The sequence below is a fragment of the Flavobacterium sp. P3_A6 genome, from assembly GCF_056403035.1.
Genome location: NZ_JBFUGG010000006.1, coordinates 178,484 through 193,619, shown reverse-complemented (window position 1 = coordinate 193,619; position 15,136 = coordinate 178,484). Strand labels below are relative to the sequence as shown.

At 34.4% G+C, this 15,136-nt stretch carries 7 protein-coding genes; 1 reads left to right on the top strand and 6 read right to left on the bottom strand.

What is annotated here, in order from left to right; genetic code table 11:
* Positions 1-2: 2 nt before the first annotated feature.
* The 3 genes from AC1DVP_RS08420 to AC1DVP_RS08410 form a co-directional block, all read right to left on the bottom strand.
* A complete protein-coding gene (locus AC1DVP_RS08420; RefSeq protein WP_477183049.1) occupies positions 3-1,601 on the bottom strand; it encodes a RagB/SusD family nutrient uptake outer membrane protein in 1,599 nt (532 codons plus the stop codon).
* 11 nt (positions 1,602-1,612) lie between these two features.
* Positions 1,613-4,594, bottom strand: coding sequence for a SusC/RagA family TonB-linked outer membrane protein (locus tag AC1DVP_RS08415; protein WP_477183048.1), 2,982 nt, complete (start codon positions 4,592-4,594; stop codon positions 1,613-1,615).
* A gap of 237 nt (positions 4,595-4,831) precedes the next feature.
* On the bottom strand, positions 4,832-8,875 hold the full coding sequence (locus AC1DVP_RS08410; protein WP_477183047.1) for a hybrid sensor histidine kinase/response regulator transcription factor: 4,044 nt from the start codon (positions 8,873-8,875) through the stop codon (positions 4,832-4,834).
* 239 nt (positions 8,876-9,114) lie between these two features.
* Between AC1DVP_RS08410 and mgrA the strand changes: the two genes are divergently transcribed.
* Positions 9,115-10,071: an L-glyceraldehyde 3-phosphate reductase gene (gene mgrA, locus AC1DVP_RS08405; protein ID WP_477183046.1), complete on the top strand. Its 957-nt coding sequence runs from the start codon at positions 9,115-9,117 to the stop codon at positions 10,069-10,071.
* 29 nt (positions 10,072-10,100) lie between these two features.
* Here the strand turns inward: mgrA and AC1DVP_RS08400 are convergent, their stop codons facing one another.
* Genes AC1DVP_RS08400 through AC1DVP_RS08390 form a run of 3 tightly spaced genes read right to left on the bottom strand, consistent with a single transcriptional unit; the run spans position 10,101 to position 15,136 of the window.
* Positions 10,101-12,092, bottom strand: coding sequence for a glycoside hydrolase family 97 protein (locus AC1DVP_RS08400; protein ID WP_477183045.1), 1,992 nt, complete (start codon positions 12,090-12,092; stop codon positions 10,101-10,103).
* Positions 12,092-13,387, bottom strand: coding sequence for a glycoside hydrolase 5 family protein (locus AC1DVP_RS08395; protein WP_477183044.1), 1,296 nt, complete (start codon positions 13,385-13,387; stop codon positions 12,092-12,094). The genes AC1DVP_RS08400 and AC1DVP_RS08395 overlap by 1 nt, the downstream gene beginning before the upstream one ends.
* A 21-nt stretch (positions 13,388-13,408) precedes the next feature.
* The gene (locus AC1DVP_RS08390; protein ID WP_477183043.1) at positions 13,409-15,136 is read right to left on the bottom strand and encodes an alpha-L-arabinofuranosidase; all 1,728 of its coding nucleotides are present in this window, start codon (positions 15,134-15,136) and stop codon (positions 13,409-13,411) included.

The following is a 15,136-nucleotide window of genomic DNA, read 5'->3' as shown; positions in this document are numbered from 1 at the left end:
TTTTAGTAACCAGTGTTTTGTATCAGATTTGGATTAGCAGCTATACTCGCTTTAGGGATTGGAAATACTTTGTATATATCGCTAATTGCAATACCGCTCACTACGTTTCCTTTCCAAGACCAATTGTAAGTTCCTCCGGTGAATTTTCCAAAACGAATTAAATCTTGTCTTCTGTGAGCTTCACCATACAATTCTACCATTCTTTCATTAAGAATTAAGTCTAAAGTAAGATCACTAGTCAATATCTTTTTTGTATTGTTTGCTCTGGTACGCAATAGATTAAAATAGTCTCTTGCTGTAGTTAATGAACCTCCTGTTGCTCCTCTAAGAACGGCTTCGGCATACATTAAATACACATCGGCTAATCTAAACATAGGGAAGTCGGTATCAACCATTTCAGTTGCAGAACCATTTGCTCCAGTTGATGTTTTATTAGACCATTTTGCGGTAATATATCCCGTTCCATAATTGTTCATATCTGTCAATTCTATGGTTCGGTCTTTACTGATAATGGTATTTCTATCATCTTTTGCATAGTTTCCATTTAACATAGTTTCAGAGAATTGCTTGGTGACTCTAAGTCCTCCTGCCCATCCTGCAACACCAAAACTAGCTCCATTTTGTTCTAATGATCCTACCTGCGCATTAATCATAACTGTAGTTGGACCGTAATTTTGAGTCACAACTCCATCAGAAACTACAGGGAAAATAATTTCGTTTTTAGCTGAATTGCTATTATTATCTGCATTAAAGTTATTGGCATATACCGGAGATAAGATGTATCCTGCATCAATTATATTTTTGCAGTTCGCAAGACACTGATCGTATTTTTTCTGACCAATAAAAACTTCTGCGTTCAGATAAATCTTAGCCAGTAACATCCATGCAGCAGCTTTATCAGCTCTGGCATATTCATTTTGACGTGCATTTTTTAAATCTGGAATAATTGCGTTTAATTCAGATTCTATAAAAGCGAACAATTCAGGGCGTCCATATTGTGGTGATTGATAAGCGCCAACAGGATCATTTTCTGTAACAAATCCTGCTTTACCAAATAAATCCATTAAATGGTAATAGGATAATGCTCTTAAAAAACGGGCTTCGGCTCTGTAGGTTTTAATTTCACTGCGCAGTTCAGTACTTACGCCACGGCTGTCCAATTTAGCATCAGATGTTTGTCTTAAATATTCGTTAGCAAAAGCCACTTCGGTCATACATCTTCCAAAAAAACCTCTTATAACCACATTGTCTGATGTCCAGGTGTCATTGTTTAATCCTTTTAATCCCGGATCATTTTCCCATGACCATTTAACTTCATCTGTTGTTAGTTCCTGCATGTTCCAAAGACCTCTACCATATTGGCTTGTTCCTGCATCCAGTCCTGCAATATTAGAACTTCCCGGTCCTGTGGCCCCCGTTAAAGTTAAATTACCATACACACCCGCCAAACCCTGTTTATAAGATTCTGGCGTAGAATAAAAGTTTTCTACCAGTAATACATTAGGATCCTTAATGTCAATATTAAGATCATTTGTACAGCCAGCAAGCACTAATACAGTTCCTAAGATGTAAATTACTTTATGTTTTATTATATTCTTCATACTGTTTCTTTTTAAAATTTCATATTAGCTCCAACCAAGAAAGTTCTTGGACGCGGAGTTATTGAATTATCGATTCCGTTTTCAAATACCTCCGGATCTAAACCTGAGTAATTGGTGATAGTAAATACATTTTGTACACCAGCAGTTAAACGTATAGAGGATTGAGCACTAAAAGTTTCCTTAAAAGTATATCCAAGGGTTACATTGTCCATTTTTAAAAACGAAGCATTTTCGATGTAGTAATCAGATAATAATACGGCTTCGTTAGACTGGAAATTGGTATCTAAAACAGAAGTTGGTATGTTGGATACAACTGAACTGTTTCTTAGTAAATTATATTGTGCTCTTGAAGCATTAGCAGCATTATATATGTAATTACCTAAATTTGCTCTCATATTAAAAGATAAATCCAGGTTTTTATATGTCATATTTGATGCAAATCCCATACTTACTGTTGGCATACCATTGTGATGAATGTATAAATCAGCACTAGTGATTGCATTATCGCCATTCAGATCGGCATACGCTCCCTCAATTGGCTTACCGGCTTCATTATAAATTTGTTTGTACACATAAAAAGAATAAGGAGTATAACCTACTCTGTGTATCTGTGCAGTAGATCCTGTACCTGAGCCTGTTGAACCCATGAACTGATCCTGACCTAATGCCAGACTATTAATTTGTGTTTTTATAAAAGTGCTGTTAAAATTAGCATTCCAATTAAATCCCTTTGGGTTTTTAATTATATCTCCATTTATAGAAAATTCAATTCCCTTTGATGTAAAATCACCAATGTTCTGGAATCCCGAATTACTAAAGTTAGAACCATCTGAAATAGCTGCATTAGCAAGCAGGTCTTTAGATTCTTTGTAAAAACCTTCAACAGTAGCTGTTAATCTATCGTCAAACATTCCAAAATCGATAGCAGCATTATAAGTTGTAGTTTCCTCCCATTTTAGATTTTCATTTCTAAATTGCGGTATTCCAATATTTGTAATTGTATTTCCAAAAATATATTGAGAAGTAGGTAAACCTCTAATGTATCTTGCCATATACAAATCTAAATTGTCACGCCCGATGTCCTGCTGTCCGGTTACACCCCAGCTCAATCTTAATTTTAAATTAGATAGTGTTTTAGATTCTGGAAATAAATCTTCCTTGATTTTCCAAGCAAAAGCTGCTGCAGGGAAATTACCCCAACGGTTTTCTTCACTAAAACGAGAAGTACCGTCTCTACGATAAGAAAATGTAAAAAGGTATTTATCATAAAAAGAAAAGTTTGTTCTTCCAAAGAATCCAATCAAAACTAAATCCGGATCTACGTTTGTAACAGGAGAACTATCTACACCGTCGTCCAGTAATTCATTGGAAGCATATCTTTTATTCGTAAATTTTTGATACGAATAACCGCCTGTAACATCAAAATTTAAGATTCCTATTGCTTTTTTATAGGCCAAATATCCATCTAATAAATTATTGCTCTGCTCATTAGAATATTCGGTTGACGAACCTATAATACGTCCATCAGCCTGAGAAAGCGGATTCTGGTCTGAAGTTCTTGAATAACCATCAGCTGAACTTTTGTCCAAACCAACATTTAAAACTGCTGATAATTCAGGTAAAAAATGGAAGGTATAATCTAATTTTACATTTCCATATATTCTTTTTACCTCGCTTCGGCTGTTGGTCTGCATCAAATCTGCTACCGGGTTCAATGGTGCGCGTTCCGTTAAATCACTTTTGTTGATAACGCCGTCATGATTATCTTTATAATATTGAAAGTATCCTCCAAATGGAGAGTTAGCATCATAAACAGGCTGTGTAGGATCAAAAGTTATCGCAGTTCCCTGAACTCCTTTGTTAAATCTGTTTTTTTCCAAAGAAGCATTTGCATTAACAGTAATTTTTAAATGATTATCCAGCACACTTGGATTCAAAGATATCGAAGCGTTGCTGCGTTCAAATCCTGAGGTTAATATCAAACCTTCTTGTAGCGTTCTGCCGACAGAAAGTCTTGACGGAACTTTGTCAAACAGCATTCCATTCACAGAAAAATTCAAATTTGAAGAAATACTGTTTCTGTAAATTTCTTTTTGCCAATCAGTATTTGCTGTTCCTAATAAAGGTAATAATGTTGGATCCTGTTCAGTTATCAAACTTCTTATTTCGTTAGCATCAAAAACATCTACTGTATTAGTAATTGTATTAACACCCATGTTCATGTCTAAGCTTGCAGAAAGGGTTTTAGTTCCTCTTTTTAATGTGATAATAATAACACCGTTTGATGCTCTCGAACCATATATAGCCGTAGCAGCAGCATCTTTTAAAACAGAAAAAGACTCTATATCACTAGGATTAATAGAACTCAGAATAGAACGGGAACCTCCTATTGTATTGTTATCTACCGGCAAACCATTAATTACGATTAAGGGATCGTTTGAAGCTCCTAATGAGGCTCCTCCACGAATTCTAATTGTTGATCCAGAACCTGGGTCACCACCAGTTGTAATGGTCAAACCAGCAACTCGTCCTGTCAAAAGATTTTCTGCAGTAACAATATTTCCTTTGTTAAAATCTTTTGCCGTCACAGCAGTTACTGATGCTGTAGTAGACTTCAATTTGGTACTTCCATAACCAATAACAACAACTTCATTTAGTTTTTGATTCTCTTCTACTAAACGAACGTTAATCGTTTCTGATTTTTTTGTTGTCATTTCAACTTTTCGATATCCCATAAAAGAAAATACCAAAATGTCATTTTGATTTGCCTGAATTTGATATTTACCATCAAATCCCGTTGTTGTTCCCTGATTAGAACTCTTAATAGTTACACTTACCCCTGGAATTGTACTTCCTGTTGCGGCATCTGTAATAATTCCATTAACTTTTAATTTTTGTCCAAAAGCGCCCATTGTAAAACATAAAAACAATACCATGAAAAAATGTTGTTTTACATCGAAATAGCGCTTTCTTTTTCGAAAGCGGTTCATCATAAAAATGTAATTTAAATTGGTTAGATTAGTTTTAATATGTGTTATTTTTTGATACTGGCTAAAAATAAAACCTACTAAATTCATTGGGTGCAATTACCTCGATTCTATGAGCTTTGATGAGGGTCACTTTCATTAATTAGGGGTGTGGAATTCGTCGCTTTGGGCAGAGAAGTGCTAATTTTTAATCAAATAGAGAAAAAAGGATTGAATAAATTACGTATAACGCAAAAAAAGTTTTTATTTTTTTAAGAATTCGGAAGGGTTCTTTTTGAACTTTTCTTTGAATAATTTACTGAAATATTTGCGGTCAGAATAGCCCACTTTATAACAGGTATCGGAAACGGAATAGCCCAAATCCTGTATAAGCTGTTTTGCGATCGAAAGTCTGTAATCACGAATAAATTCTACATAGGACAGTCCTGTTAATGCTTTTATTTTTTTGTACATTACCGAATGGCTCATCCCGATTTCTTTTGCAATTACTTCTGCTTTTAGATCATTGGATTCCAGCTTGGGTTCTAAACTTGTATACAGACGCTGCAGAAATAATTGGTCAGGCGAACTGATAGCGAGCTCTTTTGGATTTAAAAGATTATCACTTATAAATTTTTCACGTATTAATTTTCGATTGTTAAGTAAATTACTGATTCTTGCTTTTAACAATTCTTCGTCATAGGGTTTGGCAACATAATCATCGGCTCCTGTTTCGAAGCCTTCCATTGTGTTTTGTATTGTAGTTCTTGCCGTTAAAATAATAATTGGAATGTGGCTTGTAAAAGTGTTTAATTTCAATTTTTTTACAAATTCAATTCCGTCCATTACCGGCATCATTACATCACTTATAATTAAATCTGGAAAATTTTCGGAAGCAATTTTCAGACCTTCTTCACCATCAAAAGCCTGAAGGATTTCATACTCATTATTCAATATTTCTTTTAATGATTCCTGAATCGCGATATTATCTTCAACAATTAAAATGGTTTCTTTTTTGACTTCGTTTTTTACTGTTTTTTGTTTTAAATGTGCAATAGTATCCAATTCCTGCTTTGGTACAAGAGTTGTTTTTTCAATTTCATTTTCATAAAAATGAGTATTGGATTTTAGTAATCGTACTTCAAAAACACTTCCTTTGCCCTTTTCGCTTTTCACTTCGATTGAGCCTTTATGAAGGTCTATAATTTCTTTTGCAATAGATAAACCTAAACCAAATCCTGATTTTCCATCTGTTTCTACATTCTTAATTTGGTAAAAACGATTAAATATTTCACTTAGATTTCCTTCGGACATTCCAATTCCTGTATCTTTCACTATCAGATAAACTGCTTCATCATCAGTTTCTATTTCAATATTGATGGTGCCGCCGTTTTTGGTAAATTTAAAAGCGTTTGTCAGTAAATTATAAACAACTTTTTCGAATTGATTTTTGTCAAACCACAATTCTATCTTTGGTTTTTCCGAATCAAAAGTATATTCGATACCTCGGTCTGAAGCAATTTCAGAAAACGACAGATAAATCTCTTTGCAGTACGAAACAAAATCGCCTTCGGTAATTTTTAAATGGACATCATTTGTTTCAAATTTTTTAATGTCTAAAAGTTCATTAACCAATTGAAGCAATAAATTACTGTTCTTTCGAATGGTATGTGCCGATTTCAGCTGTCTGCTTTCCAGCATTTCACCTTTATCGAACAATCTGTTTATCGAACTTAAAATTAAGGTTACAGGTGTTCTGATTTCATGCGAAATATTAGTGAAAAACTGTTGTTTCAGGTTGTATAATTCTTTGTCTTTCTCGTGAGTCAGCTTCTCAAACTCCAAATTAGTTTTTAATCGTTCCCATTCGATAGTGTATTTTCTAAATAAATAAAACAGAAAAACCAATACACCGCCATAAAGTAAATAAGCCCACCATTGAAACCAGTATGGTCTTAAAATATGAATTCTCACAGAGGCATATTCTTTCCCCCATTGCCCGCCTATTTCTTTACTTTTTACTTTAAATATATAGTTACCGGGTGATAAATTAGTGAAAGTGGCTGTTCGGTCTTTTCCAATAAAACGCCAATCTGCATCAAAATTTTCCATTTTAATGGCATATTCGCAGCTATTAGAAAAAGGAAACAGCAATGCCGAAAACTCAAAAGTCAATACATCCTGATTATGATCGAGCGTGATTTCCTTTGTAAATGCAATGTCCTTGGTTAAGATTCCATTTTTTTCAGCAGGAATTTCTTTATTGAATAATTTAAAATTAGTAAGCTTCACTTTTGGCGGCTTACTGTTCATTTCTATTGTTTTAGGATTCAGTTTAATGACACCGTCAATTCCGCCAAAATAGATCCATCCTTTTTCGTCTTTAAAAATAGAATTGATATGAAACTCGGATGTAATTTTAGGCAGGCTGTTAAAGGTATTGGTCGAATAATTGTAGTTTATAATGCCTTGTTTGGTACTAAACCAAATGGTATGGCTGTCATCCTCAATAATACCCGTTACCGTTTGGTATTTAATGTTGTCATTTTTTTCAAAACGCTCAATTCTATTGGTTTTTAAATTCATCCGGTTTATACCCCCGCCAGCAGTACCAATCCACAAATAGCCTTTGGAATCTTTACATAAAGAGAAGATATTGTTATTGCTGACCGTTGTTGAGTCTGAATCTTTGTGTTTAAAATAATGAAACAGTTTTTTCTTAGTATCAAAAACATTTAATCCGCCTCCAAAAGTAGCAATCCATATTTTGTCTCCATCCTGAACCATATCAATCAGGTTGTCATTGTTTATGGTTCTGTTATTATTGGCACTTTCTCTATAGCTGATGAATTTTTCTGTTTTAGTATCAAAATAATTCAGACCGCCTCCCCAGGTTGCGACCCATAAATTTCGGTCTTTATCTTCAATAATATCTCTTACGTCATCATAGCTGATAGAACTTTTATTTTCAAATTTATGATTGTACTGCACAAATTGATCACTTTGGCTGTTGAATTTGACAAGCCCGTTTTTAAAAGTGCCCAGCCATAGTATTCCATCTGCTGTTTTGATAATTTTTTGGATATACCGGCCTTTTATCGCCGTATTATGATATTTTTCATTGTAATACCTGACTTTATTTGATGCAGTATTAAAAATTGTCAGTCCTTCGCCGTCAAGACCCAGAAATAGTTCATTGTTTTTTTTGTAAATCGAAAGTACAGGCGATGGATTTAAACCTACAATATCGCTAAACAGCAATTCGCTTCTGTTTTTTTTATCTAAAACGCTGATGCCGTTCCATGCCGTACCAATCCAGATATTGGAGTCGGTATCATCAATTATGGCATAAATAGAATTGCCGGAAAGCGAGGTTTCCAATTGCGGATTGTACAAATAGTTATGAATCACAGGATGACTGGCATTGGGATACTCAACTTCAAAAACACCATTACCATCAGTACCAATCCATAAATTATTTTTACTGTCTATTTTTACGGAACGGACGATATTTATTTCTTGTTTTAAAGCTAAATTGTCTTTTAGAAAATCAGAAAACTTTTGTGTCGCCAAATCATATAACAGCAAACCGCTTCCGCTGGTTCCAATAAGAATTTTATCAGGATTTAAAGCCGAAATAACATTTATGAAATCAGAAACATGTATTTTTTCAGCTTTAATCTGGGTGAATTTTTTTTCAGCTTTATCGAATAAAAACAATCCATTTCCAAAAGTACCTATCCATAAATTTTTATTTTTATCTTCATAAATGCTGGTAATACTGTTGCTTTTTTTTGTTTGATTGTTGCCGAACTGGTTGGTATAAGAAACAAATTGTTTGGTAATTGGATTAAAACAGCACAGTCCTTTTTCTGTACCGAGCCAGATAAGTCCTTTTGAGTCTTCAATTAACGTGCTGACATTATCAGATATAAGCGATTTAGGATTGTTGGGATTGTTTTTAAAAATTTGAAAAGTATCATTTAATGGATTGTAATAATTCAATCCGCCTCCAAGGGTTGTAATCCAGATTCTGTTTTTACTGTCAATTAAAATATCCGAAATATCATTGGATCCAATAGTGCTGTTTCTCTTGTTATATACTTTGAAACCCAAACCGTCATAACGGTTTAGTCCATTATTAGTACCGATCCATACAAATCCGTCTTTTTCTTTCGCCATGCTGGTAATTCTGCCATTAGACAGTCCAGATGATTTATTTATCTTTTTAAAGACAGTTTGGGATTGGGGAAAACAAATTAGCGTGCCTAAAAAAAATAAGGCAAAAAAGTTTAATAATAGTTTCAAAATTTGTGGCATTAGAGTGTATAAAAGTAGTTACTTTCTAATTGTAAATCAAAATAAGCAATTAAGTAATTTAGTATTATTACTCGTAAAGCATTAAAATAAGGTTTTGAATTGAAATAGATTTCGAATAAGTCTTAAAATATTTTCACGCAGATTTGGCAGATTAAGATGAGCTGCTGAATCTGCGTGATTTTTTTGTATTTTTAAGTTTTAAAACCTTCAACCATTAAATCTAAATAATGAAATATAACAGATGTGGAAAAAGCGGGTTGTTACTGCCTGAAATTTCTTTAGGATTGTGGCATAACTTTGGTTCAGTAGATAATTTTGAAAATGCCGAGAGTATTGCTAAAGAAGCTTTTGATAAAGGAATCACTCATTTTGATTTGGCTAATAATTACGGGCCGGTTCCAGGTTCTGCCGAAGAAAATTTTGGTAAAATATTGTGGCATAATTTTCAGGGAAATCTGCGTGATGAGATTATAATTTCGACCAAAGCAGGTTACACCATGTGGGATGGACCTTATGGAGATTGGGGGTCTAGAAAATATATGCTGTCAAGTTTAGACCAGAGCTTAAAACGGATGAATATTGATTATGTGGATATTTTTTATTCGCATCGTCCAGATCCTGAAACTCCAATTGAAGAAACCATGATGGCTCTTGATCATGCAGTGAGAAGCGGAAAAGCATTATATGTCGGAATCAGCAATTATTCGGACGAACAGACGAGGGCAGCTGTTGATGTATTGAAACAGCTGGGAACACCTTGTTTGATCCATCAAGCGAAATATTCAATGTTAGTGCGCTGGGTAGAAGATGGCTTACTTAATGTTTTAGAAGAAAAAGGGGTGGGCTGTATTGCTTTTTCTCCTTTGGCACAAGGACTTTTAACAGATAAATACTTGAACGGAATTCCCGAAAATTCCAGAGCGCATAATCCAAACGGACATTTAAGAGAAGATGAGGTTACGCAGGAACGTATTCAGAAATTAATTCAGCTGAATGAAATTGCTAAAAACCGAAATCAGTCTTTGGCACAAATGGCTTTGGCTTGGCTGCAAAAAGACAAGCGAATTACTTCAGTGTTGATAGGAGCCAGTTCTGTTCAGCAATTGAATAATAATATTGACTGCCTGCAAAATTTGAATTTTTCTTTGGATGAAATAAATGCTATTGAGAAAATATTGGTATAAAAAAATGGGACAATTTGTCCCATTTTTTATTATTTTTTTACTTGAATTATTGCTGCTAATCCACCACCGCTTGCTAATCTGTATTTTAGTTTAGTAATTGAATCTATAGTTATAATTTCTCTTTTGTAATCTACAGCAGCTTTGTCAGCATTCAGTCCGTCAGAGAAAATTTCGGCTTCATATTTTTTGTCTTTTTCAAGGAATGAAAAATCTATGGTTACTTCTCTGGAATCCCAATTGGTGATTGCGCCCAAATACCACGTAGCCCCTTTTTTTCGAGCCATAGTCACAAATTTCCCAACTTCTCCATCCAAAGCCACTGTTTCATCAAAAGTAGTCGGAGTTTTAGCAATGAAATCAGTGCTTTCCTGTTCCTTCATATAAGCCGTTGGACTGTCAGCCATCATTTGTAAAGGCGCTTCAAAAATGGTGTACAATGCCAATTGATGACATCTTGTTCCCTGACTTACCGGATTAGAATGACTAGGTTTGAATTCGCTTTTTGTAGCATTGCGCATAGCTCCAGGTGTATAATCCATTGGTCCCGCCATCATTCTGATGAAGGGAATCGAGCAATCATAAGTTGGAACATCATCATTTGGAGTCCATTTATTATTTTCTAATCCTTTTACTCCTTCAAAATTTAGAATATTTGGAAAAGTACGCTGAATACCGGTTGGTTTATACATGCCGTGAAAATCCAAAAGCAATTTATTATCGGCCGCTTTTTGAGCAATATCATAAACTGAATTGACCATTTTGGCATCGTCACGATCCAGAAAATCAACTTTAAATCCTTTGATTCCCAAGCTGGCATAATTTTTCAGAATTCCATCTGTGTTTTTGGTCAAAGCCATCCAAGAACTCCACAAAATAATCCCCACATTTCGTTCTTTTCCGTAAGCAATTAAAGCTTCTAAGTCCACATTTGGGTTGTGTTTCATAATGTCGTCTTCAAGACTCCAGCCTTCGTCTAGAACCACATATTCCACTTTGTTTTTGGAAGCGAAATCAATGTAATATTTATAGGTTTCAGTATTGATTCCTGCTTTAAAATTGATATTGTAAATATTCCAGTCATTCCACCAGTCCCAAGCTACTTTTCCGGGTTTTATCCAGCTGACGTCTTTAATTTTAGTAGGTTCAGATAATTTTTGAACCATATCATTATTGGCTAAATCGGCGTCATTTTCTGAGATTACCAAAATTCTCCAAGGGAAGTTTCGGGTTCCTTTTGTTTGAACCAAATAATCGGCTCTTTCGGTAATAAGTCGGTTAATATTATTGAATCCTCCGTTTTTTTCCTGCAAAGGATATTTAGAAAAACGGCTTTCAAAACCGGACTTAGAATTGTTATTGGTTACAAACAATCCTGGATAATCTTCCAGATTGACTTCTAAGAAAACGGCTTTTTTATGATTTTTATAGTCAATTAAAAATGGTAAAAAAGCTAAAGTGTCTTTGGCAAATCCGCTGATTTTTTTGTTTTCATAATGCGCTTCAAACGAAGAAATATAAGGGTCTTTCGGATTTCTTAAATCACGGACATAAGGCATCAGCGTGTTATAATCCTGATCGAAATTTAAAACCACTTCTTCCGATTTTACAGTTATATCCTTTTTCTTTTTAGTTATAAAGCGATAAGCAACTCCATCATCAAAAGTGCGATATTCTATGCTGAAATCATTTTTGAAATTTAAAGTCAGCTGATTGTAGTTGTTTTTAACTGATTTCTTTTTGTAAAAAGGAGATTCAAATGAAGTATCAACTGTTTCTTTTTTCGAATTTAAAACAACTGCATTTTTTCCTAAAATTTCATTTTCTCCTATAGTCAATGACATTGCTGATGGTGCTAAAAGAACATCTTTTTCATGCGAAACAGCCCAAGTTATTTTGTCATTAACAGCAATTGTAACTTGAATTTTTCCGTTTGGAGAATTCAAGGTGAAGTCTTGTTTCTTTTGAGCAAAAGAAAGATTGAAGAGGCATAGCGCAAAGAGTAATGAGATAGTAAGCTTCATTAATTTTTGAATTTAGAATTGTATTTTTTAACAATTTTCAAAGTCGATTTATCACTTGAAAAAACTGAATTTAAACCCTGTGGTTCCTGTGGTGGGTCTGTTGTCAAAGGATCTCCAGGTTTCCATTTTCCATCAGCAGTAACTGGTTTTCCTTCACCGCCAAATCCCCAAAAATTAGCTGCTTGTAACACACCTTTTTTTGCAACGCTTTCTGCAACTCGGTTAAAGATATAATTGTAAAAAACATCTCTGTTTGCAACAGATGAACTATTTAACAGACTTTCATTTTCTCTTGGTAAACCAAATTCTTCAATGATAATTGGACGTTTTAAATTATTTGCAACTTTTACATGTTTGTCGATATAAATCCCGGCATTTTCTAAAGTTGTGGGTAACGTTTTTTCGGCATTATCTGCCTTAAACCAATTCCAGTTTTTTGGCCAGATGTGCATTGTTAAATAATCGATATTCGGATTTTGATGTGTTCTCTCAAAAATTTCCATGCTGTCATTTGAGCTGTTCAATCCTTCTGAACCGGTAGATATCAAATGATTTTTATCTAAACTATCAATTAAATCCACAATATTATTTAGCCATGCAGTAAATTTTGCTTCATTTTCTACAGTAAAAAGCCTCGGTTCATTGCCAACCTGCCAAGCCATTATCGTGTTGTCTTCTGTATATTTCTTTTTAGAATAAGAGTTTGTTCGGCCAATAATAAACTTCACATGATTATTCAAAGCTTCCATACAAGGTTCGCAACTATGAAATTGCTCAGTATATGACATAAATTGAGGCCAGGTATTTGGTGCAATTGCCGGAATAGGAATTGGCCCTTTGCCATTCCATTCCAAATATTGCGACATTCCGCCTGACCATTCCCAGTTGTTTGTCAAATACAAAACTGCGTACATTTTACGCTTGTTCATTTCATTAATCAGGAAATCCAAACCATCAAGTAAATCCTCATCATATTTTCCTTGCTCATATTGTAGTGCCGGACGAACTGTAAAATCATATTTTCCGCCATCTGCACCAACCAGGATACGTAAGTTGTCGATACCGTTTTTTTTCATTAAATCAAGTTCACGAAGCAATCTTTTACGATCCCCAATTTTTTTTGAAGCCAGTAAACTTCCATACCAATAATTTGTTCCAATGTATGAATATGGCTTATCACCTTTATAAAATTGCGTTCCTTTTACGGTAATTTTTGGAAGTTGTTGTTGTGCCTGGCTATTTAAATTCGCTAAGCAAAAGACAAACACAATTAATTTTGAAATAGAATTTTTCATGGTTTTATAAATTTTGATAATTTATTTTTTTTCAATAACAACAAAAACAGAAGAACGGGCTGGCAGTGTTATATTTGTCCCTTTTGTCGTTTCTGCTGAAAATGGTTTTAAAGAGGCGTAATTAGTTGGCCCTCCTGCTGCTAAACTTGGACCAGTTCCGTTTATAATCACTTTTCTTGAAAATTCTCCATTATCGGTATCACCAACCAAAGTGTACCAAAACATTCTTTTTCCGGTTAGGAAATTATTAAGTTTTACTTTTATGTTAATTGAAGTTGTTGCTTTATTTACAAAGGCCAGACCTACTTTTCCATCAGAAAATGAAGAAGCATAAACTTCATAATTTCCGTTGACATCTTTATTGGCTTCAATCAGACGATCTCCCATATATTTTTGAAAATAATACATATGATAGAATGCTGGTCGGGGTGTTCCTTTAGGGATGTTTGGTTCGTTCCCGTCACTAAATGTTCCGTGATCATCTCCGTTTGACCATGCATTTACTAAATCCCAACGTGCTGCAAGACCAATTTTGTTTTTTAAAACTTCTCCCAAAATCAATACTGCGTGCATTCCGTTTATATGCGAAACCTGCTGTTTGCTTCCGGTTGAGAAGATATTCCATTCATCTAATGCAAAAGGTTTGATTTCATTGCTTGTTGCAGTTAATTCACTTTTACAAAAAGTCATCATTTCGGCAGTTACTTTTTTAGGAGTTTCTAAAATTTCTGCTGCAGGTGCATTGGTATTATAGTTGGTGTAATAATTATGAATCACATAATAATCGGCATTACCATTGATATTGCTAAGCAATTTATTATTCCATGTTTTATAACAATCAGGTACATAGCTGGCAGGAGTATTTTCAACCATAATAGCTCCAATTTTGATGTTTGTGTTTCCAACTGCTGCTGCAGCTGTACGCATAGCGGCTGCTATTATTTTAAAATGTTCAGCATATAATTTACCGTTTAAAAGTTCAGGCTGACCATCTTTATTGTTTGCGGTATTGATTCTGTAACTTGCTTCCCAATCAGCATAAACTTCATTGCCAATTTCCCAATATTGTGTTCTTCCATTATCATAAGTTACCCAGTCTGCAGCTAGTTTTGCAGCATCTTGAACAGGATTTGCACCAGTTCCATATCTGGCATAACCATAATTTACAGTAATAATTCCTTTACTGTTGGTCGATTGCAAAAGTTGATAATAATTATCTAATGAAATCGTCCAGTCACCATCATTTTTACCAAACCAATAGCCGGATTCTACTTCAGTACCATCGGCTTTTATTAATTTTGAAGGAGCAGTTGAAGGAGCATTTAGCGCATTCCAAAAATAAACATCGCTAATGCTTCCTCCTGGAAATCTGATGATATTAGGCTTCAGATTGGTTATGTCATTTACCAGAGTTGTATTGGTAATCATTTTCCCGGACCATAAATTGGCATTATTTCCGTAAATGGAGCTGGGGATTTTAGTAATTACATTGGCATAATCAACAGTAACAGTAGAAGTTGTTGTTTCAGGAACAGCAGCAACAGTATAATTGGTTGGAGATGTTAAGCTTTTGGATGTCCAATTATCCAGAAAAAAACCAATTGTATTTGATACTGAAGGATCCGTTTGTGGTTTTATTACAGGATCTTCCGGTGTTGGTGTTGGATCAGGAGAATTGTCATCTTGTTTTGAGCAAGATGAAAGTTGTAATAAAAGAATACTAACTGTTACAAGGATTATTTTTTTCAT

Coding starts and splice junctions, on each gene's coding strand:
- AC1DVP_RS08400 (WP_477183045.1), bottom strand. CDS start 12,092: ATGAAGCTTACTATCTCATTACTCTTTGCGCTATGCCTCTTCAATCTT.
- AC1DVP_RS08420 (WP_477183049.1), bottom strand. CDS start 1,601: ATGAAGAATATAATAAAACATAAAGTAATTTACATCTTAGGAACTGTA.
- AC1DVP_RS08395 (WP_477183044.1), bottom strand. CDS start 13,387: ATGAAAAATTCTATTTCAAAATTAATTGTGTTTGTCTTTTGCTTAGCG.
- mgrA (WP_477183046.1), top strand. CDS start 9,115: ATGAAATATAACAGATGTGGAAAAAGCGGGTTGTTACTGCCTGAAATT.
- AC1DVP_RS08390 (WP_477183043.1), bottom strand. CDS start 15,136: ATGAAAAAAATAATCCTTGTAACAGTTAGTATTCTTTTATTACAACTT.
- AC1DVP_RS08415 (WP_477183048.1), bottom strand. CDS start 4,594: ATGATGAACCGCTTTCGAAAAAGAAAGCGCTATTTCGATGTAAAACAA.